The organism is Sphingomonas sanguinis NBRC 13937 (assembly GCF_001591005.1).
Classification (GTDB): Bacteria; Pseudomonadota; Alphaproteobacteria; order Sphingomonadales; family Sphingomonadaceae; genus Sphingomonas; species Sphingomonas sanguinis.
In genome coordinates this window covers 1-21341 of sequence record NZ_BCTY01000003.1, presented here as the reverse complement: position 1 = coordinate 21341, position 21341 = coordinate 1, and the positions used below count along the sequence as shown (strand labels likewise).

The window sequence follows — 21341 nt, the reverse complement described above, 5'->3', positions numbered from 1 at the left end:
TCATGGGTAAGGATTTCACTTCCGCCTTGCGGCCCGCGATCGTGATGACGATCCTGTTCGCCGCTCTCTTGGGGATCGCCTATCCGTTGGCGATGACCGGAATCGGCCAGGCCATCTTCCCGCATCAGGCGAATGGCAGTCTGGTCGAAGTCGGTGGCCGGGTGATCGGCTCCGAGGTCGTCGGCCAGGCGTTTGTCAGCGATCGCTATTTCCAGACGCGTCCCTCGGCGGCGGGCAAGGGCTATGACGGGCTCGCCTCGTCGGGCTCGAACCTGGGGCCGACCTCGCAGGCGCTGGCCGACCGGGTGAAGGCGGACGTCGCCAAGCGCCGTGCCGAGGGCGTGATGGGCGACATGCCCGCCGACCTCGTGACGGCCAGCGGCTCGGGGCTGGACCCCGATCTGTCGCCCGCCGCGGCGCAGGCGCAGACGATCCGCATCGCGCGCGTCCGCAACCTGCCGGTCGAGCAGGTCCGCGGGCTGGTCGTTGCGCATACCGAGGAATCGATGCTTGGCGACCCGCACGTCAACGTCCTCGCCCTCAACCGCGCGCTGGACGCTGCTGCCAAGCGATGACGGCAGGCGAGCCGCGCCCCGACCCCGATGCCCTGCTGCGCGCCGCCGAGCGCGAGGGGCGCGGCCGCCTGAAAATCTTCCTCGGGGCAGCACCCGGCGTCGGCAAGACGTTCGAGATGCTATCCGAAGGTGCCGCACGACGACGCGACGGTGTCGATGTGGTCGTCGCGGTGGTCGAGACCCATGGCCGGGTCGAGACCGAGGCCTTGGTCCGGGGGCAGGAGGTCATGCCCCGCCGCGCCGTTCCCTATGAGGGGCGGACGCTGCACGAGATGGATATCGACGCGGTTCTCGCCCGCGCGCCCCGCCTGGCACTGGTGGACGAACTGGCGCACACCAACGCGCCGGGCAGCCGCCATCCCAAACGCTATCAGGATGTCGAGGAGCTGCTGGCGGCCGGGATCGACGTCTATTCGACGGTCAACATCCAGCATATCGAAAGCCTGAACGACGTCGTCGCCAGCTTCACCCGTGTCCGGGTGCGCGAGACGGTGCCCGACCGCATATTGGAGGCCGCCGAGATCGAGGTGGTCGACATTCCACCTGACGAGTTGATCGAGCGGTTGAAGGCGGGCAAGGTCTATCTGCCGCAGGAAGCGACGCGCGCACTGTCGCATTTCTTCTCCAAGTCCAACTTGTCGGCCTTGCGCGAACTGGCGCTGCGAAGGGCGGCGCAGGCGGTCGATGCGCAGATGCTCGACCATGTCCGGTCGCTGGGTGTCGGGGGGCAATGGGCGGCGGGCGAGCGGCTGGTCGTGGCGGTCAGCGAACTGCCCGGCGCGGACGAACTGGTCCGTGCGGCCAAACGCGCGGCGGATGCGCTGCGTGCGCCGTGGACCGCCCTGTTCATCGACACGCCGCGCACTGCGACTTTGGGCGAGGCGCAGCATCGGCGGCTGGCGGCAACCATGACGCTGGCCACGCAGCTCGGCGCGGCGGTGGCGACCGTGCCCGCGCCTAGCGTGGTCGAGGGCATTCAGGCCTTCCTGACCGACGCCCGCGCCACCCAGCTGGTCGTCGGCAAGGCCAAGCGGTCACGCTGGTTCGAGTTGCGCCATGGCTCGGTCGTCGACCGATTGGTGCGCGAGACGCCGGGCGTCACCGTCCACGTCCTGCCGGTCGGCGAAGCGCCGGTCGAGCGCGAGCGGACCCGGCGACGCGGGCAATGGGGATCGCCTATCGGCTATGGGCTGACGTTGCTCGGCGTCGTGGCGGTGACGGCGCTGGCGAGTGCGCTGTTCCATATCCTCAATCTCGGCAATGTCGCTTTGCTCTATCTGCTGCCCGTCATGGCGGCGGCGAGCCTTTATGGCCTGCGCACCGGCCTGTTCGCGGGACTGGCATCGAGCCTGGCCTATAACTTCTTTTTCCTGCCGCCCGTGGGGACGCTGAGCGTCAGCAACCCCGAGAATGTCATCTCGATCTTCGTCCTGCTGGGCGTCGCCGTCGCGACCAGCCAGCTGACCTCGCGGGTGCGCGCGCAGGCCGATCTGGCGGCGGCGAGTGCGCGGGATAATGCGACGCTGGCTGGCTTCCTCCACCGCTTGAGTGGTCTGGCCGACCCGGCCGAAGCGTCGCGGGTGATCTGCGAGGACATTGCCCGGCTGTTCGAGGTGCAGGCGGTGCTGCTCACTCCGTCGCCCGCAGGCCTCGCGGTGCAGGCGGCGACCAAGCCCGATTACCGGCTGGAAATCATGGAGATGGCCGCCGCGCACTGGGCGTTCGACACCGGCACGCCGGCGGGCAAGGGATCGGCGACGCTGGCCGCCTCCGAATGGCTGTTCCAGCCGCTCAAGGCGGGCAACCGGACGCTCGCCGTGCTGGGTCTGGCGCGCGAGGCGGGGGGCGAACCGGTGCGCGCCGACCGCCTGCCGCTGCTGACCGGGCTGATCGACCAGGCTGCGTTGATCCTCGAACGGCTGCGGCTGGAGGCGGAGGTGCGCGACGTCGATGCGGTGCGGACCCGCGACCGGCTTCGCGCGGCGCTGTTGTCCTCGGTCAGCCACGATCTGCGTACGCCGCTGACCGCCGTGATGGCCGCCGCCGCGCAACTCCGGCAAGGCGCGACACCCGACCTGATTTCGACGATCGAGGGGGAGGCGGCGCGGCTCAACCGCTTCGTCGCCAATCTGCTCGACATGGCCCGCGTCGAGGCGGGCGCGCTCAAGCTGAAGATCGAGGCGATCGACCTGAGCGATGCGGTGACCGGCGCGGCGCATGACGCCCGCCGCGCGCTGGAGGGGCATGCGGTGCGGCTCGACGTGCCGCCCGACTTGCCGATGGTGAGGGCCGATCCGCAGCTGCTGCACCACTGCCTGCTCAACCTGCTCGACAATGCCGGGCGCTACGGCGATCCGGGCACCGAGATCGTGATCGAGGGGCGGCATCGCCACGGTACCTTGCGCCTATCGGTGCTCGACCATGGCCCTGGCCTGCCGCCGGGGCGCGAGGCGGAGGTGTTCGAGACGTTCCGGCGGCTGGAAGGCTCCGACCGGGTGGCGGGGGGCACGGGCCTGGGCCTTGCCATCGTCAAGGCCTTTGCCGAAGCCATGGGTCTGGGCGTAGAGGCGGGCAATCGCGAGGATGGCGAGGGCGCGGCCTTCACCCTGTGCTTTCCGCGCGACCTGATCATGCGCGATGGTGCGCCGGAGGGAATGGCCTGATGCCCGCGACGATCTTGGTGGTGGATGATGAAGTCGCGATCCGCCGCCTGCTGCGTAACACGCTGGAACAGGCGGGGCACCGGGTGGTCGAGGCGCGCGACGGGCGCGAGGCGCTGGCCCATGCGGCGGCGGAGCATCCCGATGCGGTGCTGCTCGACCTGGGGTTGCCCGACCGCGACGGATTGAGCCTGATCCCGCTGCTGCGCGGAGCCGAGCGAGTGGTGCTGGTTGTCTCGGCGCGCGAGGCGACCGAGGAAAAGGTCGCCGCGCTCGATCTGGGTGCGGATGACTATGTGACCAAGCCGTTCGACAGCGAGGAACTGCTGGCGCGCCTGCGGGTGGCGCTGCGGCATCGGCGGGCGGCGGAGGCGGCTCCGACTGTGGTGCGGACGGGCGACCTGGCGATCGATCTCGACCGGCGCGTGGTGACGCGCGGGGGTGAGGAACAGCATCTGACCCGCAAGGAATATGACGTGCTGGCGGTGCTGGCGCGGCACCCCGGCCGGGTGGTGACGCACGACAGAATCATCGACGCCGCCTGGGGTGGGGACGAGGACCCGCGTATCGATTACCTGCGCATCGTGGTCCGGAACCTGCGCCAGAAGCTGGAGGCGCCGCACCCGGTCGGGAGCGTCATCGCGAACGAACTGGGCGTGGGGTATCGGTTGCGGGTGGAGGCTTAACAGATAACCGTACCCCGGCGAAGGCCGGGGCCCAGTTTCGGTGAAGCCTGAGGCGCGCGAGCCGATGCGGGCGAGGCGATAGCGAGCGCTTGGCATATGCCTCCCACGCATCGTCCCGCGCGCCATCAGCTTCGTCGAAACTGTGCCCCGGCCTTCGCCGGGGAACGGATTCAGCCTACTTTTTCGCCCGTTCGCAGGGTCAGCACCTCGACTCCGGTGCGCGTCACCGCGACCGTATGCTCGAACTGCGCGGACAGCTTTCCGTCATCGGTCACCACCGTCCAGCCATCATCGCTGGTCGATACCTTGCGCGTACCCTGGTTGATCATCGGCTCGATCGTGAAGGTCATGCCCTCGCGCAGCAACTCGCCGGTCCCCGGTCGGCCGAAGTGCAGAACGTCGGGCGCCTCGTGCATCTCGCGGCCGATGCCGTGGCCGCAATAGTCGCGGACCACCGAATACCCGTTCGCCTTGGCGTGTTTCTCGATCGCCGCGCCGACATCGCCCAGTCGCGCGCCGGGGCGGACCTGTCTGATGCCCTTCCACATCGCTTCCTGCGTCACGCGGACCAGCCGCTTCGCGCCGGGCGACACCTCGCCGACCATATAGGTCTTGCTTGAATCCGCGATGAAGCCGTTCTTTTCCAGCGTGATGTCGAGATTGACGATATCGCCGTTCTTCACCACGTCCTCGGCGCTGGGCACGCCGTGGCAGACGACCTGGTTGATCGAGCTGTTGAGCACATAGGCAAAGCCATATTGCCCCTTGCTCGCGGGCCGCGCCGACAGGTCGTGGGTGATGTAGCGCTCGACCAGATCATTGATCGCCAGCGTCGACATCCCCGCCAGTTTCAGCGTGTCCAACATCTCGAACACCTGCGCCAGCAAGCGCCCGGAGGTGCGCATCAGCGCCAGCTCGTCCGCCGTCTTCACCATGTCAGGCGACCAGCGGCTGCGGCACGGGGAAATCGACGGCGGCCATCTGCGCCTTCACGATCTCGTGGAAGGTCAGCGTCGGATTGGCTTCGGCCAGCATGCCCATCTTCATCCAGAACTCGGCCTGTGCGTTGATCGAGCGGCACATGACCGTGCTGGCGCGGCGGACCTCTTCGTGAAGCTGGTCGTCGATTTTTACGATACCCATATATGAAGCGTGTATGTTTCGTATATTGGAAGCGCAAGCCGGATCATGCGGTGGGGCGGGTCAGCACAAAGGTCGCGCACCCCGCCATGATCGCCGCAACCAGCAGCGCCAGCGGCCAGTGCGGGCGTGCGGTCAGCAGGAACAGCCCGTACCCCAGCGCCATGCCGCCGCAGGCCATCGCCTTGCCCCGTGACCCGATCGCGCCGCTCTGCCGCCACGCCCGCAAGGTCGGGCCGAAGCGCGGATGGTCGAGCAGCCACGCCTCCAGCCTGGGCGAGGAACGGGCGAAGCACGCCGCCGCCAGGATCAGGAAGATCGTCGTCGGCATCAGCGGCAGGATCGCGCCGATCACCCCGAGCGCGACGAACAGGCATCCCAGGATTAGCCAGCCGATCCGTATCATCCCATCCTGCCTATCCGCGCCGGGACGCGAGGCATAGGGGCGTTCGATTTTTGTCAGGCCCTTTGGGGCGACGCCCGTCGCAGGATCGCAAAGCCGATCAGGCCGGACAGCAACGACCCCGCCACCACGCCCAGCTTCGCCTCCGCCTGGAGCAGCGGATCGCCGGGAAAGGCAAGCAGCGTGATGAAGATGCTCATGGTGAAGCCGATGCCGCACAGGCATGCGGTGCCCAGCATTTGGGCGGTGCTGGCATGAGCGGGCGCGTCCGCCAGCTTCAGGCGCACCGCCAGCATCGTCATGCCGAACACGCCCAGCACCTTGCCCAGCAGCAACCCCGCGCCCACGCCCAACGTCACCGGCGCACCCCAGGCCGCCGCAGGCAGGCCCAGCACGGGCACCCCGGCATTGGCGAGGCCGAAGATCGGCACGACCAGGAAACCGACTGGCTTGTGCAACGCATGTTCCAGCCGGTGGAGCGGGCTGTCCCGCGTATCGTCATCGCAATCGGGCCGCGCGGGGGTGCGCGTCATTGGAATGGTGAAGGCGAGCAGCACGCCCGCAATGGTCGCATGGATGCCCGAGCGGACCATGAAGACCCACAGCACCGCGCCGACCAGCAGATAGGGGGAAAGACGCTTCACGCCCATCCGGTTGAACGCGATCAGCACGACCAGCATCGCCGCCGCGCCGCCCAGGTCGATCGCCGAGAGCGCGGTGGAATAGAAGGCGGCGATGATCGCCACTGCCCCCAGGTCGTCGATGATCGCCAGTGCCGCCAGGAAGATGCGCAACGAGGCGGGCACCCGGTTGCCGACCAGCCGGATCACCGCCAGCGCAAAGGCGATATCGGTCGCCGCTGGGATCGCCCAGCCCGAAGCGGTGCCGCCGTGATTGAAGGCGAGGTAGATCAGCGCGGGCACGACCATGCCGCCCAGCGCGGCCAGCCCCGGCAGGATGCGACGCGGCCAGGTGGACAGCTGCCCATCCAGCACCTCGCGCTTGATCTCCAACCCGACCAGCAGGAAGAAGATCGCCATCAGCCCGTCATTGATCCAGTGGCCCAGCGACAGCGGCCCCAGATGATGGTGAAGGGCGGCCTCATAATCGCTCGCGACCGGCGAATTGGCGAGGACTAAGGCGATCACCGCCGCCGCCATCAGGACGAGACCGGCGGAGGTCTGGCTGTCGAGGAAGCGACGGATCGCACTGGTGCGAAGACGCTGGATCATGATGGGGCTCCGACACGATTCATCGTCGCTGGCGGCCCGACCAACGATCATCCTGCCCGTGCCTGGTCCACGAACACCCTGAGGCGCTTCTGGCATGGGCCGGGCGGGGGTTAAAGAGAATTCCTCCCCAATAAAGGGGGGCCATGCGAGGCATGGTGGAGGGGGGAGGGCCGCAAAGGACGTTCTATGAGGCTAGCCCCCCTCCGTCAGCGCTAGGCGCTGCCACCTCCGCGTGCCGGGGAGGATTCGTCGGCTTTGTCGCGCGTCAGGGCAATCCCGACCGCGGCCGCCAGTAATCCCGCGGCGGCGATCCCGGCGGCCAGCTTCCACGGGCTGCCCTCCGCGTCGTGCTCGCCGAACAGCTCCAGCAGGTGGCGGGTCACCGCTTCCGGGTTTTCGCGCTGCGGGAAATGGCCGACGCCTGCCAGCTCCACCATCTTGAACGCGCCGGTAAACTTGGCCGGGACATCGCGCGCGGTCGAGGGCGGGTTCACCCCGTCGACCTCGCCATGCAGGTAGAGGGTCGGCAGCGACAGCGTCTTGGTCGCCTTCACCCGGTCGGCCAGCCAGCGCCCGCGCGGGTCGGGCTGCACCTCGTCCCAACGCGCGCGGTAGCTATGGATGGTCACTGCGGGCCAGTCGGGATGGTCGAAGGACTTGGCCACGCGCGCGAAGGTCGCCTCGTCAAACCAGCCGGGCGGCGACCAGTTGACCCAATGGGCATGGGCAAAGCCGCGCCGATCGTCGCGCACCGCCTGCGCCCCGCGGCGGGTCGCCAGGAACCAGTGATACCATTGCCGCTGGGCCTGGTCGAAGGACGGCGTCGGCATCCCGCCCAGACGCGGCGGGGTGCTGAGCATTGCCAGCCGCTGGACCCGCTCGGGCCAGCCGATCGCCAGCGCCTCGGCGGCGTTCGAGCCCCAGTCGTGCCCGGCGACCATGAACCGCTCGATCCCCAGCGCGTCCATCAGCGCGATGGCGTCCATCGCCAGGATCGCGCTGTCGCCGGTGCGGGGTGTATGGTCATGACGGAAACGGGTCGCGCCAAACCCGCGCAACGTCGGCACGACGACGCGCAGGCCCGCCTGGGCGAGGCGGGGCGCGACCTTGTCCCAGGTCGTGGCATCGTCGGGCCAGCCATGGAGCAGCAGGACGACGGGCGCGCCCTCCGGTCCATACAGGTCATAGGCGATCGACAGATGGTCGGTGGAAATCGTTGGCATGGGTCAGTAACCCGCACCGCGCCGCCCCGTTCCGACGCGGCGGGCAGGGTGAGCGAGGGTACGGCCCCATGAACCATTTCCTCCGCCCGCGATTGAAGCCGATCGACCGGGGCGGCATCGCCTTTTAGGGATACGGGGCTTTGGTGATGGCACGCGACAGACGAATGGAACGATATGCGGTGGAGACGGCGTAATCTGGCCTCGATGAGTGCCGACGTGAACGACGGGCTGGCCCCCGCCGTCGAGGCGGTGACCAGCAGCGCACGTCCAGCCGCGCCCGCGCAGACGCGCGGCTACCGTGTGATCGCGCTCGTCGTCGCCTCGGCGCTGTTCATGCAGCAGCTGGACGGCACCGTCCTGACCGTCGCCCTGCCCACCATGGCGCGCGACCTGGGCACCCCCGCCACCAGCCTCAGTCTGGCGCTGACCAGCTATCTCCTCGCGCTCGCGCTGTTCATCCCGGCGAGCGGGACGCTGGCCGACAGGTTCGGGTCGCGCACCGTCTTCTGCTCGGCGATCGGCATCTTCCTGCTCGGCTCGATCCTGTGCGCCCAATCGGGGACGCTTCCTACGCTGGTCGCCGCGCGATTCCTGCAGGGGATTGGGGGTGCGATGATGGTGCCGGTCGGGCGACTGGTCCTGCTGCGCAGCGTCGCCAAGGCGGACATGGTGCAGGCGCTGTCCTGGCTGGTCATGCCCGCGCTGATCGGCCCGATCCTGGGGCCACCGCTGGGCGGGTTCATCGTGACCTGGCTCGACTGGCGCTGGATCTTCTATCTCAACATCCCGATCGGCATCTTGGGCATGGTCGGTGCCTGGATGCTGGTGCCGGAGATACGCGGCGATCCGCGCGCCCGGTTCGATGTGTCGGGTTTCGTCCTCTCAGGCGTGTCGCTGGGCTGCCTTCTCTTCGGGTTCGAGCTGGCGAGCCGACCCGCTATGGGTTGGATCGGGCTCGCGCTGCTGATCGTCGGGGTGGCGTTCGGCTGGTTCTACATCCGCCATGCCCGGCACACCCATGACCCGATCCTGGACCCCACGCTGATGCGGGTGCCGACCTTTCGCCTGTCGGTCATCGGTGGATCGCTGACTCGTATCACCCAAGGGGCGCAGCCCTTCCTGCTGCCGTTGATGTTCCAGCTGGGCTTCGGATTGAGCGCGGCCAAGACGGGCACGATCACCATGGCGGGTGCGGTCGGTGCGCTGGCGATGAAGGCGCTGGCCCCGCGCGTCCTGCGCCGCTGGGGCTTTCGCCGCAGCCTGATCGTGTCGGGTCTGGTCAGCAGTGCAGGCTACGCGACCTGTGCGCTGTTCCGCCCCGACTGGTCGATCCCGCTTATCACGCTGATCCTGGCGCTGTCGGGCTTCTTCACCTCGTTCCAGTTCACCGGGTTTAACGCCATCGCCTATGCCGATGTGACCAAGGACCGGATGAGCGCCGCCACCAGCTTTTATGCGACGTTCCAGCAACTGACCCTGTCGCTGGGCATCTGTACCGCCGCGACCGTGCTGGAGCTGGGGACGTTGATCGAGGGGAAGGGCGGGCCGACGCTGAACAGCTTCTCGGCCGCGTTCGTGGTCGTGGCGATCATCTCCGCCTCCGCCGTGATCTGGAACCGTCGCTTCGCCCCCGACGCGGGCGCGGCGATGAGTGGTCATCATGACAGTGGGACAGACGGCGAATGACGGAACGGTAATGTCGTTCCTGTTCAGCAACAATGCTGGGTAGCAATCGTTACCGGGGTTCATCCAAGTTAGGAGGAATTCGGTGGCAGCGCAGACGGTGATCGTGACGGGGGCCGAATCCGGCATAGGCGCGGCCTGCGCCGAGGCGTTCGGTGCGCAAGGTGCCAGGGTCGCGATCCTCTTCCACAGCGACCAGAAAGCTGCCGACGCCACCGCCCAGGCGGTACGCCAAGCGGGCGGCGAGCCGATGACGGTCCAGGTCGCGGTAGATGACGAGGCATCGGTCGACCAGGCCTTTGCCACCATGGAGAAACAATGGGGTGCCGCCGATGTGCTGGTCAACTCGGCCGGTCTCAACATGTCGGGCGTGACGGTGCGCCAGATGACGCTGGCCCAGTGGCAGCGGCTGATCGACACCGACCTGACCGGAGCCTTCCTGACCTCGCGCCGGTTTCTGAACGGGCACGGCGAGGGGAAGGGGGATGCGGCGATCCTGCACATCTCCTCGATCCACGCCTATGCCGTGCGCGCGGGCGGCGCGGACTATTGCGCGGCCAAGGGCGGGCTTTCCAATCTGGTCGAGACGCTGGCGATCGAGGAAGCGCCGCGCGGCATCCGCGTGAACGCGATCGAGCCGGGCATGATCCTGACCCCGATGAACGCCAAGGCGCAGGCAGATCCGGTCTATCGCAAGACGCTGGAGCAGAATATCCCGATGGGGCGTGCCGGGAATGCCTCGGAAGTCGCTGACCTCGCGGTGTTTCTTGCGTCCGACAAGGCGAAGTATATCACTGGTGCGCGGATCGTCATCGATGGCGGTCTGTCGCTGATGCAGGCGCTGGGCGCATGATGGGCCCCGCAACCGACGCCTCGGTCGCCGATCCGCACCGCAAGGACCGGGTAGCCGACGCTCCCTTCGATCTGGATTTCAACGTCAAGCGGATCGAGGACGTCACGCTCGAAGGGCCGCCCGCATTGATGGCCCGCGACCTGATGAGCCCCTATGTCTGGCGCGAGGCGGATGGCCGATGGGGCATGATGGTCCGCGCCGTCGTACCGCAGGGCGAGACGCTGATCGATACCGGTGTGATCTGGGCCGGATGGAGCGAGGATGGGCGGCATTTCAAGATGCTGGACGCGCCCTCCATCGCGCCGGGGCCGGGCGAGCATGATGCGGGCGGGGTCGAGGACCCGACGGTCGTGCGCACCGACGACGGCTATATCGTCTATTACTCCGGCGTGCTGGCCGATCATGCGCATGGCGAGCTATCCTATGCCACGGGTCCCTCGCTCGACCGGCTGGTCAAAAGCGGCGTCGCGCTCGCCTCGTCCAAGTCGGAGGGCAATACCAAGGAGGCGACGGTCGATCGCACCGTCGATGGCCGCTGGCGTCTCTTCTACGAATATGCGGCCGACGAAGCCTCGCGCATCGGGCTGGCGATCGGCGAGGATGTCGCGGGCCCCTGGACCGAGCAGCCCACGCCCTTTATGCCGCGCGAGGACAGTTGGGACGACTGGCACCTGTCGACCGGCCCGCTGTTGACCGACGACAAGGCGTGTCCGGTGATGTTCTACAATGGTGCGACGCGCGATGCGCGTTGGCGGATCGGTTGGGTCGCGTTCGACGAACATTATACCCGTGTCGTCGCGCGCGGGATCGAGCCGCTGATCCTGCCGCCGCCTGCCGATGATCGCGGCGCGACCGATATCGCCTTTGCCGCCTCGGTCGTGGTCGCGGAGGATGGCATCTGGCTTTACTATTCGCTCGAAGATCGGCGATTGTCGCGGGCCCTTATTCGGCGCAGTTGAGCCGATCCTTCACGTTCTGGTCCAGAAAGCGTATCGATGTCCGCAGATACCGAAGTCCCCGTCGCGCCGAGCATCCATGCCTCGATCGCCCCGGCCCCGGCGCTGCGCCCCGACCGACCCTATGCCCGCGACGAACTGCTGCATGAACTGTTCGACGCGACCTGCCGTTCGCGGGGCTGGACCACCGCATTGACGCTGATTGGTGCGGACGAGGAATATAGCCGCCCCAAGGACTGGACTTACGACATGCTCGCGCATCGCAGCCTGTCTTTGGCACACCGGTTGCGCGCGCTGGGCGTGGGGAAGGGCGACCGGGTGGTCCTCTGCCTGCCGCGCGGGCTCGACCAGTATATGGCGATCCTGGGCGTGTTGCGGACCGGCGCGGCCTATGTCCCGGTCGACTGGGGCTATCCGCAGGACCGCATCGCCTTCATCATCGAGGATAGCGGTGCCGCACTGACCATCACCACCGGCGCGCGGTCGGCGGAAATACCGGGGGCGACGCTGGCGCTCGACGCCGAACTGGGCGACCTCGCCGCCGAGCCGCCCTTGCCGTTGGGCCGTGAGGTGACCGGATCGGACCCGCAGGATCTCGCCTATATCATTTACACCTCGGGCACGACCGGGCGGCCCAAGGGGGTGATGATCACCCACGCCAATGCCTGTCACCTCGTCCGCTCCGAAAGCGCGATCCTGGCGCTGGAGCCGGACGATATCGTGTTCGGCGGGTTCAGCCTGGCCTTCGACATGTCGGTCGAGACGATGTGGAGCGCCTTCTTCGTCGGTGCGAAACTGCTCGTCGCGGCCGAGGCGCTGGCGGCGAGCGGACCCGATGTCGCCATCGCGTTGGCAGCGGAAAAGACGACGATCTGGCACGTCGTCCCCTCGCTGATCGCGCTGGTCGAGCATCCGGTGCCGACGCTTCGTCTGATCAACATGGGCGGTGAGGCATGTCCGGCCGACCTGCCGCGCCGTCTGGCGCGTCCCGGTTTGCGGCTGCTCAACACATACGGCCCGACCGAAACCTCGGTGACCGCGACCTGGACCGAGGTGCAGCCGGGCAAGCGCATCACGATCGGCAAGCCGCTGCCCGGCTATACCGCCTGGATCGTCGACGAGCAGTTGCAGCCGGTCGAGGCGGGGCAGGAGGGTGAGCTGGTCATCGGCGGGCCTGGCGTCGGCGTCGGTTACGTCAACCGCCCCGACCTGACCGCCGAGAAATTCACCATGACGCCGTTCGACACCGTGTCGGGCGGGCCGGAGCGCATCTATCGCTCGGGCGATCTCGTCCGGCTGGACGCGGCGGGCGACATCGATTTCGTCGGGCGTATCGACACCCAGGTGAAGATTCGCGGCTTCCGCGTCGAGCTGGCCGAGATCGAGGCGGTGATCGGCGAGGCGCCCGGCGTCGCGCAGGCGGTCGTGCATCTGTTCACCGATGCCGATGGCTCGGAATTCCTCGCCGCCTTCCTCGTGGCACGCAGTGGAGAGACGATCGACATCGCCGACATCAAGGCGCGGGTAACCGAGCGCCTGCCCAACTATATGCGCCCCGCCGCCTATCAGCTACTGGCGGCGTTGCCGACCTTGCCTGCGTCGGGAAAAGTCGATCGCAAGGCACTGGTAAAGCCTGAAATCACCGTCGACACCGGCCGCCAGCTCGAAGCGCCCGCCACGCCGATGGAGGAAAAGCTCCACGCCATCTGGACCGAAGCGTTCGCGCCGCAGCCGGTGTCGGTGACCGACGATCTGTTCGAGGACTTGGGCGGACATTCGCTAAAGGCCGCGCGCCTCGTCTCGGCGGCGCGCAAGGTCGCGGGACTGGAGGGGCTGTCGCTGGAAGACCTCTACGCCGCGCCGACCATTCGCGCGCTGGCGACCCGGATCGGCGGCACCGCGCCCGTGGCGGTCGCGACCGAGGAGAGTTTCCACCGTGTCCCCGAATGGAAGCGGATGCTGTGCGTTGCCGCGCAAACGGTGGCGCTGCTGCCCATCTACACCATTGCCGGGCTGCAATGGTTCTTCCCGTACGTCGCCTATACGCACCTGGCGGGGCGGATGAGCCGGATCGATGCGCTGATCCTCAGTGCGCTCTTCTTCACCATCGTGCCGGTCGCCTCGATGCTGTTCTCGATCGCCGCCAAGTGGGTGATCGCGGGGCGGTTCAAGGCGGGCGACTATCCACTGTGGGGCGGGACCTATTTCCGCTGGTGGCTGGTGCGGCGGATCATCGCGGTGACGGCGACACCCTATCTGGCGGGCACGCCGATGATCCGGGGCTATTACCGGATGCTGGGCGCCAAGATCGGCAAGCGCGCCTATATCGGCAATGGCGTCATCGACACCGCCGACCTGTTTGCCTGCGGCGACGATGCCATCGTCAGCGACCAGGCGGTGATGGCGACCAGCTCGGTCGAGCGTGGCCTGCTGCGGCTGGGCACGGTGACGCTGGGCGACCGGGCGTTCGTCGGCGGGCAGGCGGTGGTCGGCCGCAATGCCGTGCTGGAGGATGACGCGATCCTCGACGATATGGCCGCCCTTCCCGCCGAGACGGTGATCCCCGCCCGCCAACGCTGGACCGGATCGCCCGCCGCCTTCGACCGGATGGTCGAGCCGGGTGAGGCCATCACGACCGGCAAGCGGGCCGGGCCGTCGCTGGCGATCTTCATCGGCGCGCTGCTGCTGCCGATCATCGCCATCCTGCCGATCGCGCCGGGCCTGATCGCGCTGATCGAGATGGATTGGGCGACGACCGGCTATGGCTATATGCTCGTCTCGCCGCTGCTGGCCGCGACCTATATCGTGATGATGTGCGTGCTGACCGTGCTCGCCAAGCGGCTGATCCTCGGCCGCGTGAAGCCGGGCGTCTACCGCCTCGATAGCTGGTTCTATGTCCGCTATTGGATGGTGCGGCAGATCAACGATTTGGCACTGCGGCTGCTGCATCCGATCTTTGCCACGCTCTACGTCATTCCCTGGTATCGCGCGCTGGGCGTGAAGGTCGGGCGGCGCGCGGAGATTTCGACCGCCAGCGCCATCGTCCCCGATCTGGTCGAGATCGGGCCGGAGAGCTTCATCGCGGACTCGGTGATCTTCGGCGCGGCCAAGATCGGCCATGGCACCATCGAGCTGGCGCATACGAAGATCGGCCGCCGCAGCTTCATCGGCAATTCGGCGCTGCTGCCCACAGGCGCGCAGATCGGCGACGAGGTGCTGATCGGCGTCCTCTCCAAGCCGCCCGAGGACCCCAGCCTGGCGACCGAGGCGGGCAGCACCTGGTTCGGATCGCCCGCGATCAAGCTACCGGTTCGACAGGTCGCGACGATGTTCGACGAAGGGGCCCGCTTTAACCCGTCCAAGGGCCTGATCGCGACGCGCCTGTCGATCGAGGCGATCCGCACCACCCTGTCGCTGACCGCCTTCCTGGTGTTCTTCAGCGCGCTGTTGTCGGTGGTCGGCGATCTCGACGATCTGGAGCGCGGCGGGCTGGTCATCATCTCCGCCTTCCCGTTCCTGTATGTCGGTTTCTGCCTGGCTTGCGGTCTGTTCGTGCTGGCACTGAAATGGCTGGTGGTCGGGCGCTACAAGGCGACGACCGCGCCGCTGTGGAGCACCTTCGTCTGGCGGACCGAGCTGGTGACGGCGACGTACGAGAATCTGGCGGTCGCCAACCTGCTCGAGCCATTACGCGGCACGCCTTGGATCGGCCTTTATCTGCGGCTGATGGGGGCCAAGGTCGGCAAGCGCTGCTATATCGACACCACCGACCTGACCGAGCATGACCTGGTTACCATCGGCAACGATGTGGCGCTCAACGACTATGCCGGGCTGCAGACGCATTTGTTCGAGGACCGGGTGATGAAGGTCGGCGCGATCACGGTCGGCGACCGGGCAACCATCGGCTCGCTCGCCATCGTGCTCTATGATGCGGAGATCGGCGCGGATGCGCAGCTGGGCGACCTGTCGGTGGTGATGAAGGGTGAGAGCCTTCCCGCGGGCACCAACTGGGAGGGGAGCCCGGCCCGGATCGTGACCGGCGAATGACCCCGCTTTGGCATGACGGGGCGCTGGAGCGGCTGGCTTGGGACGGCGGGTCGCCGGTGATTTGGCGCGTGGACGATCCGGGGCGCGGGCGGCGCGAGCCGCTGGTCACGAGGCTGCTGCACCATGTGTCGGCGGCGACGGTGACGCTGGCCCGCAACGGTGAGGGCAAGCCGGAGGTCCTGTCACCAAAAGGCTGGTATATCAGCCTTTCGGGGAGCGCGGGGCTTTGCCTGATCGCCGCCGCCCGCCAGCCCGTCGCGGTCGATCGCGAGACGATCGACGATTGCCCGCCTTTATGGGATATGATGACCGCGCGGGAGGCGGCGGAGGTTCGCGCCGTATGCGCTCCCCTACAGGCCCGGCAATGGCTGCGCCGCTGGACGATCAAGGAAGCGCACGCCAAGCTGGTCGGCACGCCCCGCCGCATCGCGCCCGAGGCGATCGAGACGCGGCTGATCGATCCGATCCGGGCGACGGCGGCGCATCAGGGCGTGTCGCAATGCTGGACCCGCGAGCAGGACGGCGCGATCGAAACCGTCGCTGTCTGGGCGGAGGCGGCGTGAGCGTGCTCCTTGTCCGTCCGTATCGGCCCGATGACCGTGACGCGGTGCTCGCCATGTTCGACACCAACCTGCCCGACTATTTCGGCGCCGGGGACCGCGAATGGCTGATCGAGACGCTGGAGGAGCCCGACGGACCCGCCTTTGTCGTGACGGTCGCTGGCGAGGTCGTGGCGTTCGGTGGTTATGAAGTCTGGGAGCATTACAACAAGGCGCTGCTCTATTGGGGCATGGCGTCGCGGCGGTTCCATGGGAGTGGGCTGGGCAAGCTGCTGCTGTTCGAGCGGTTGCTGCATGTCGCGCGCCACGCCGATCCGCCGACCCGCTATGTCACGGTCGACACCTCGCCCGCGATCGCGCCGTTCTTCCGCCACTGCGGGTTCGAGGAGACCGCCGTCTGGCCGCAAGGCTATCGCTCCGGCATGACGATGCACGAGCTGCGGTTCGACCTCTCCTTACAGTCGATCGAGGAACTCGTCGCCCGCCGCGATGCCGCACTGGCGGCGGCCCAGGCAAGACTGGGAACGGGCGCGTGATCAAGGAACCGCTCAGCGAGGCGGCGCATGTCATTCAGCTGGCGCTGACCCCGATCTTCCTGCTGACGGCGGTGGGGGCGCTGCTCAACGTCTTTTCGACGCGGCTGGGCCGGATCAGCGACCGCATCCATGTCCTGAAGAAGGATGCGCAGGCAAGTCGGATCGAGATGGACCGGTTGCGGCTGCGGTCGCGCTTTCTCGACATCGCGGTCACGCTGGCGGCGGCGGCGGGCGTGATGACCTGCGGGGCGGCCATCACCCTGTTCTTCGGGGTGCTGCGCGCCTCCGGTCATTCGGCGATCCTGTTTTTCTTCTTTGGCGGGGGCCTGCTCTGCGCGGTCGCGGGGCTGGGCTGCTTCGTGGCCGAGATCATCCTGGCCGGGCGGACACTGCGCGACGAGAATGATCCGGGCTGATCCGATCGGCTCTGTTCGCTCCGCTCAATCAGTCTGACGAAGATAGTCGGTTTTACTCCCGCGACGATCTGATGGCTTATGGCTGCATACGGGCAGCGTGCGGTGCGTTTCACTGTCCGACGGATCGAACGCGAGGAGTGGATCATGGCGTCCCAGGTTGAAGATCATCAGGAACAGGGCGGTTGCCCGGTCGCGCATGGCGGCGGTGGCAATGGCCCCGGCAAGCGTGGCGGCGGCCGTGGCGGTCCCGGCAACAAGGACTGGTGGCCCGAGCGGCTGCGCCTGGAAGGGCTGAACCAGCATAATCCGCGCTCGAACCCGCTGGGCGAGAATTTCGACTATGCCGAGGAGTTTGCCAAGCTCGATCTCGACGCGCTGGTCGCCGATCTCCATGCGCTGATGACCGACAGCCAGGATTGGTGGCCCGCCGATTTCGGTCATTATGGCGGCCTGTTCATCCGTATGGCCTGGCACTCGGCGGGCACGTACCGCGTGACCGATGGTCGCGGTGGTGCGGGCGGCGGGCAGCAGCGTTTCGCGCCGCTCAACAGCTGGCCCGACAATGCCAATCTCGACAAGGCGCGTCGCCTGCTCTGGCCGATCAAGCAGAAATATGGTGCCAAGATCAGCTGGGCCGACCTGTATGTCCTGACCGGCAACGTCGCGCTGGAGTCGATGGGCTTCAAGACCTTCGGGTTTGCGGGCGGCCGAGCCGACACCTGGGAGCCGGAAGAGCTCTATTGGGGCCCCGAGGGCAGCTGGCTGGGCGACGAGCGTTATTCGGGCGAGCGTCAGCTGCATCCGGCGCTGGGTGCCGTCCAGATGGGCCTCATCTACGTCAATCCGGAAGGGCCGAACGGCACGCCCGATCCGGTCGCCTCGGCGCGCGACATCCGCGCCACTTTCGCGCGCATGGCGATGAACGACGAGGAAACCGTCGCGCTGAACGCCGGTGGCCACACCTTCGGCAAGACGCACGGCGCGGGCGACCCGTCCTTTGTCGGGCCGGAACCCGAAGGCGCGGTGCTGGAGGATCAGGGTCTCGGTTGGCGCTCCAAGCACGCCACCGGCCTGGGCGGTGACGCGATCACCTCGGGTCTGGAAGTGACCTGGAGCCAGACGCCGACCCGCTGGTCGAACAATTATTTCCGCAACCTGTTTGAATATGAGGACCAGTTCGAGCTGGTGAAGAGCCCGGGCGGCGCCTGGCAGTGGGAAGCGAAGTCCGCCCCCGCCGACGTGCCGCATGCGCACGACCCGTCGAAGAAGCAGCAGCCCCGTATGCTGACCTCCGACCTCGCGATGATCAAGGACCCGGAATATCGCAAGATTTCCGAGCGCTTCTACAAGGACCCGGCCTATTTCGCCGAGACCTTCGCGCGCGCCTGGTTCAAGCTGACGCACCGCGACATGGGTCCGGTCGAGGGCTATCTGGGCCCGCTCGTGCCGCAGGAGCCGTTGATCTGGCAGGACCGTGTCGATCCGCTCGATCATCCGGTCGTTGACGAGGGCGACATCGCGTCGCTGAAGGCGAAGATCCTGGAAAGCGGCCTGTCGGTCCCGGCGCTGGTCGGCGCGGCCTGGGCCTCGGCCTCGACCTATCGCCGGTCGGACAAGCGTGGCGGCTCCAACGGCGCCCGCGTCCGCCTGGCGCCGCAAAAGGACTGGGAGGTCAACAACCCGGCGCAGCTGGCGGACGTGCTGGCCAAGCTGGAGGCGATCCAGGCCGAGTTCAACGCTTCGGCCACCGGCGGCAAGAAGGTGTCGATCGCCGACCTGATCGTGCTGGGCGGGTGCGCGGCGGTCGAGAAGGCGGCGAAGGACGGCGGCGTCGAGGTGACGGTGCCCTTTACGCCGGGCCGGATGGACGCGCGGGAGGATCAGACGGACGCCGAGTCCTTCGCGGTGCTCGAGCCGATGGCCGATGGTTTCCGCAACTATCGCCAGGGCATGCAGTTCATGGCGCCTGAAGAGGCACTGGTCGACCGTGCCCAGCTGCTGAACCTCAGCGGACCGGAGATGACGGTGCTGGTCGGCGGCCTTCGCGTCCTGGGCGGGAATGCGCCGGGCGTGACCGAGGGTGTGTTCACCGACCGGGTGGGTACGCTGTCGAACGACTTCTTCGTCAACCTGCTCGACATGAACACCGAGTGGGAGCCGAGCGGCGACGAGAACCTGTTCCACGGCCGCGACCGCCGCACCAAGGAGCACACGAAGACGGCGACCCGCGTCGACCTGATCTTCGGTGGCCACTCCGAACTGCGCGCGCTGGCGGAGGCCTATGCCTGCTCGGACTCGAACGCGCCGTTCGTTAGGGACTTCGTGAAGGCCTGGGACAAGGTGATGAACGCCGGGCGCATGGACATCTGATCCTGCGCGACGGTTAAAAGGGAAGGGGGCTGTGCCATGAGGCGCAGCCCCTTTTTCTTTGTCTTTTCTACCCTCACCCTTCCCACCCGCTATTGCGGGCGGGCCCCTTCCCTCTCCCAATTGGAGAGGGAGGGAGGCGCGAAGCGCCGGAAGGGTGAGGGTGGGTTTAGCCGATCACTCTTCGTCTTCGTCCATCTCCCGGTCGATCGTGTCTATGAAGTCGCGCGCGGCTTCCTTGTCGGTTTCGTCGTCGAAGGCGTCGTCCAGGTCTGGCGCGACGCCCAGCATGTAAGCGAGACACCAGAGCGCGAAGCGACGACCGCTGTCGCGCTCCAGCCCGAATTGCACCCGCAGCCGGTCGATCCCGGCGGACAGCTGGTCGGGCGACAGGTCGCCGATATCCTCGGTGCCGAAGAAGCGGATGAGCAGTTGGTCGAAATCCATGCCCGTTCTTAGCCGAGCGGCGCGTGGCACCCAAGCGTCATCAGATTATTCCTCCCCTGTAAGGGGAGGTGGCGCGCGTAGCGCGTCGGAGGGGTGTCCCGTTATCGAGAGGGCGACACCCCTCCGTCAGGGCTTCGCCCTGCCACCTCCCCTTGCAGGGGAGGAATTCACCGTATCTCACCCCCTCCGCAGCGGGCCGTTCGCCACGGGTTCGCCGAAATCGGGGCTGCCGTCGGGGCGATAGCGGAAATACTGCATCCGGGTGTGGCGGTTGGGATCGAACAGCGGATCGCCCTTGATCTCCGCATAGTCGCGGCCGTGATAGACCAGCACGTCGCGCCCGCGCTCGTCGACGGTGAAGCTGTTATGGCCTGGGCCGAAGACCTTATGCGCCACCGATGTCTTGAAGACCGGCACCGGCGACTTGGACCAGTTGGCCGCGTCCATGATGTCGGCCTTGGCGTCGCAGGTCAGCATGCCCATGCAATAGCGCGCATCGGTTGCGCTCGCCGAATAGGTCATGAACAGCTTGCCGTTGCGCGCCAGCAGGGCGGGGGCCTCGTTCACCTTGAACCCCTGGATTTCCCAGTCGAGTGTCGGGACCGACAGCCGCACCGGCTTGGCGGCCAGCGTCAGCGGGGTGGCGAGGGGTGCCAGATACAGGTTGGAATTGGTGTCGATCCCCGGTTCGCGCTGCGCCCAGGCGAGATAGCGCTGGCCCTTGTGCACGAAGCTGGTGGAATCGAGGGTGAAGGTGTCCCATTCGGTCTGGAGCTGGCCCAGCACCGACCAGTTGCCCGCCATCGGATCGGGCCCGTCGCATACCACCGCGAAGGTGCGGATGCGGAACACGTCCTCGCCGCCGCCGCTGGGGCCCGCTGCGAAATACATGATCCACTTATTGTCGACGAGGTGCAGTTCGGGCGCCCAGATGAAGCCCGACATCGGGCCGCTCTTGAGATGCCGCCACAGGACTTTCTCCGGTGCAGTCGACAGACCCTCCAGCGTCTTCGAGCGGCGCAGCACCAGCCGGTCATATTCAGGAACCGAGCCGGTCAGGTAATACCAGCCGTCGGTATGGCGGAACACCTGGGCGTCGGCGCGCTGGCGGACGACCGGATTGACGATCACCGGCGCGCCCTTGGCCCTCAGGAGGGTCGGCGTCGCCATGGCGGTGGTCGCCCCGGCCAGGAAAAAACGTCGGCTCAGCATTCCTCATCCTCCGCGATGGCCGCGCCGTCTGTCGGTCGTGCCTTATCGTTCGGACCGTCGCGATGATGGCCCGTGCAGGATGTCTAGCCTATCACTCCGACATTTGAAAAGCCGCCGGATACGCGATGTGGCGTGTCCGGCGGCGAGTGGGGTTCAGGCGGCGAGGTCGAGGACGATGCGTCCTTCGATCTGGCCACGGCGCATCCGGTCGAACACCTGGTTGACCTCGGCGAGCGGCGCGGTGGCCACCGTCGCCTTGACCTTGCCATCGGCGGCGAAGTCGAGCGACTCCTGCAGGTCGAGCCGGGTGCCGACGATCGACCCGCGCACGGTGATGCCGTTCAA

The 21341-nt window shown here is 67.3% G+C and carries 17 protein-coding genes and 2 pseudogenes; 11 read left to right on the top strand and 8 right to left on the bottom strand.

The features are described 5' to 3' along the window. Window positions 1-2: 2 nt before the first annotated feature. Genes kdpC through SSA01S_RS02795 form a run of 3 tightly spaced genes read left to right on the top strand, consistent with a single transcriptional unit; the run spans window position 3 to window position 3921 of the window. The gene (gene kdpC, locus SSA01S_RS02805) at window positions 3-575 is read left to right on the top strand and encodes a potassium-transporting ATPase subunit KdpC (protein WP_061779131.1); all 573 of its coding nucleotides are present in this window, start codon (window positions 3-5) and stop codon (window positions 573-575) included. Next, on the top strand, window positions 572-3238 hold the full coding sequence (locus SSA01S_RS02800; protein ID WP_061779130.1) for a DUF4118 domain-containing protein: 2667 nt from the start codon (window positions 572-574) through the stop codon (window positions 3236-3238). The genes kdpC and SSA01S_RS02800 overlap by 4 nt, the downstream gene beginning before the upstream one ends. Beyond that, on the top strand, window positions 3238-3921 hold the full coding sequence (locus tag SSA01S_RS02795) for a response regulator transcription factor (RefSeq protein WP_061779129.1): 684 nt from the start codon (window positions 3238-3240) through the stop codon (window positions 3919-3921). Before SSA01S_RS02800 ends, SSA01S_RS02795 begins: the two co-directional genes overlap by 1 nt. A gap of 170 nt (window positions 3922-4091) precedes the next feature. Here SSA01S_RS02795 and map read toward each other — a convergent pair whose 3' ends face one another. The 5 genes from map to SSA01S_RS02770 form a co-directional block, all read right to left on the bottom strand. Beyond that, the gene (map, locus tag SSA01S_RS02790) at window positions 4092-4856 is read right to left on the bottom strand and encodes a type I methionyl aminopeptidase (RefSeq protein ID WP_061779128.1); all 765 of its coding nucleotides are present in this window, start codon (window positions 4854-4856) and stop codon (window positions 4092-4094) included. Window position 4857: 1 nt separating this feature from the next. Then, window positions 4858-5064 carry a ParD-like family protein gene (locus SSA01S_RS02785; protein ID WP_061779127.1) on the bottom strand — a complete coding sequence of 69 codons (207 nt, stop codon included), beginning with the start codon at window positions 5062-5064 and terminating at the stop codon, window positions 4858-4860. A 43-nt stretch (window positions 5065-5107) separates the two neighbouring features. Next, window positions 5108-5467 (bottom strand): YbaN family protein, encoded by a 360-nt coding sequence (locus tag SSA01S_RS02780; RefSeq protein ID WP_061779126.1) that lies wholly within the window; start codon window positions 5465-5467, stop codon window positions 5108-5110. A 53-nt stretch (window positions 5468-5520) separates the two neighbouring features. Then, window positions 5521-6696 (bottom strand): Na+/H+ antiporter NhaA, encoded by a 1176-nt coding sequence (nhaA, locus tag SSA01S_RS02775; protein WP_061779226.1) that lies wholly within the window; start codon window positions 6694-6696, stop codon window positions 5521-5523. A gap of 212 nt (window positions 6697-6908) precedes the next feature. Further along, a complete protein-coding gene (locus SSA01S_RS02770) occupies window positions 6909-7919 on the bottom strand; it encodes an alpha/beta fold hydrolase (RefSeq protein WP_061779125.1) in 1011 nt (336 codons plus the stop codon). A 204-nt stretch (window positions 7920-8123) separates the two neighbouring features. On the opposite strand from SSA01S_RS02770, the gene SSA01S_RS02765 reads away from it, so the two are divergent. The 8 genes from SSA01S_RS02765 to katG all read left to right on the top strand — a co-directional run bounded on the left by SSA01S_RS02765 (window position 8124) and on the right by katG (window position 19340). Further along, window positions 8124-9605, top strand: coding sequence for an MFS transporter (locus SSA01S_RS02765; RefSeq protein WP_061779124.1), 1482 nt, complete (start codon window positions 8124-8126; stop codon window positions 9603-9605). 82 nt (window positions 9606-9687) lie between these two features. Next, window positions 9688-10455 (top strand): SDR family oxidoreductase, encoded by a 768-nt coding sequence (locus SSA01S_RS02760; protein ID WP_244885536.1) that lies wholly within the window; start codon window positions 9688-9690, stop codon window positions 10453-10455. Continuing rightward, on the top strand, window positions 10452-11414 hold the full coding sequence (locus SSA01S_RS02755) for a glycoside hydrolase family protein (RefSeq protein WP_156477641.1): 963 nt from the start codon (window positions 10452-10454) through the stop codon (window positions 11412-11414). The genes SSA01S_RS02760 and SSA01S_RS02755 overlap by 4 nt, the downstream gene beginning before the upstream one ends. Before the next feature lie 36 nt (window positions 11415-11450). After that, window positions 11451-15458, top strand: a complete 4008-nt coding sequence (locus tag SSA01S_RS02750; RefSeq protein WP_061779123.1) for a Pls/PosA family non-ribosomal peptide synthetase — start codon at window positions 11451-11453, stop codon at window positions 15456-15458. After that, window positions 15455-16021: a 4'-phosphopantetheinyl transferase family protein gene (locus SSA01S_RS02745; RefSeq protein ID WP_061779122.1), complete on the top strand. Its 567-nt coding sequence runs from the start codon at window positions 15455-15457 to the stop codon at window positions 16019-16021. The genes SSA01S_RS02750 and SSA01S_RS02745 overlap by 4 nt, the downstream gene beginning before the upstream one ends. Beyond that, window positions 16018-16554 carry a GNAT family N-acetyltransferase gene (locus SSA01S_RS02740; protein ID WP_061779121.1) on the top strand — a complete coding sequence of 179 codons (537 nt, stop codon included), beginning with the start codon at window positions 16018-16020 and terminating at the stop codon, window positions 16552-16554. Before SSA01S_RS02745 ends, SSA01S_RS02740 begins: the two co-directional genes overlap by 4 nt. Next, window positions 16551-16970, top strand: a complete 420-nt coding sequence (locus tag SSA01S_RS02735; protein ID WP_241488538.1) for a DUF2721 domain-containing protein — start codon at window positions 16551-16553, stop codon at window positions 16968-16970. Before SSA01S_RS02740 ends, SSA01S_RS02735 begins: the two co-directional genes overlap by 4 nt. A gap of 144 nt (window positions 16971-17114) precedes the next feature. Continuing rightward, the gene (gene katG / locus SSA01S_RS02730) at window positions 17115-19340 is read left to right on the top strand and encodes a catalase/peroxidase HPI (RefSeq protein ID WP_061779223.1); all 2226 of its coding nucleotides are present in this window, start codon (window positions 17115-17117) and stop codon (window positions 19338-19340) included. Between the two features lie 174 nt (window positions 19341-19514). Here the strand turns inward: katG and SSA01S_RS02725 are convergent, their stop codons facing one another. The 3 genes and pseudogenes from SSA01S_RS02725 to SSA01S_RS02715 all read right to left on the bottom strand — a co-directional run. Beyond that, entirely contained in the window at window positions 19515-19784 is a 270-nt protein-coding gene (locus tag SSA01S_RS02725) for a hypothetical protein (protein WP_061779120.1), read from the bottom strand. A gap of 189 nt (window positions 19785-19973) precedes the next feature. Then, window positions 19974-20996: pseudogene (locus SSA01S_RS02720) on the bottom strand (glycoside hydrolase family 43 protein); the annotation flags it as partial. A gap of 153 nt (window positions 20997-21149) precedes the next feature. Further along, window positions 21150-21341: pseudogene (locus SSA01S_RS02715) on the bottom strand (zinc-dependent alcohol dehydrogenase); the annotation flags it as partial.

Excerpts from the sequence above, each read along its gene's own strand:
- kdpC (WP_061779131.1), top strand. The coding sequence starts at position 3 with ATGGGTAAGGATTTCACTTCCGCCTTGCGGCCCGCGATCGTGATGACG.
- SSA01S_RS02800 (WP_061779130.1), top strand. The coding sequence starts at position 572 with ATGACGGCAGGCGAGCCGCGCCCCGACCCCGATGCCCTGCTGCGCGCC.
- SSA01S_RS02795 (WP_061779129.1), top strand. The coding sequence starts at position 3,238 with ATGCCCGCGACGATCTTGGTGGTGGATGATGAAGTCGCGATCCGCCGC.
- map (WP_061779128.1), bottom strand. The coding sequence starts at position 4,856 with ATGGTGAAGACGGCGGACGAGCTGGCGCTGATGCGCACCTCCGGGCGC.
- SSA01S_RS02785 (WP_061779127.1), bottom strand. The coding sequence starts at position 5,064 with ATGGGTATCGTAAAAATCGACGACCAGCTTCACGAAGAGGTCCGCCGC.
- SSA01S_RS02780 (WP_061779126.1), bottom strand. The coding sequence starts at position 5,467 with ATGATACGGATCGGCTGGCTAATCCTGGGATGCCTGTTCGTCGCGCTC.
- nhaA (WP_061779226.1), bottom strand. The coding sequence starts at position 6,696 with ATGATCCAGCGTCTTCGCACCAGTGCGATCCGTCGCTTCCTCGACAGC.
- SSA01S_RS02770 (WP_061779125.1), bottom strand. The coding sequence starts at position 7,919 with ATGCCAACGATTTCCACCGACCATCTGTCGATCGCCTATGACCTGTAT.
- SSA01S_RS02765 (WP_061779124.1), top strand. The coding sequence starts at position 8,124 with ATGAGTGCCGACGTGAACGACGGGCTGGCCCCCGCCGTCGAGGCGGTG.
- SSA01S_RS02755 (WP_156477641.1), top strand. The coding sequence starts at position 10,452 with ATGATGGGCCCCGCAACCGACGCCTCGGTCGCCGATCCGCACCGCAAG.
- SSA01S_RS02750 (WP_061779123.1), top strand. The coding sequence starts at position 11,451 with ATGTCCGCAGATACCGAAGTCCCCGTCGCGCCGAGCATCCATGCCTCG.
- SSA01S_RS02745 (WP_061779122.1), top strand. The coding sequence starts at position 15,455 with ATGACCCCGCTTTGGCATGACGGGGCGCTGGAGCGGCTGGCTTGGGAC.
- katG (WP_061779223.1), top strand. The coding sequence starts at position 17,115 with ATGGCGTCCCAGGTTGAAGATCATCAGGAACAGGGCGGTTGCCCGGTC.
- SSA01S_RS02725 (WP_061779120.1), bottom strand. The coding sequence starts at position 19,784 with ATGGATTTCGACCAACTGCTCATCCGCTTCTTCGGCACCGAGGATATC.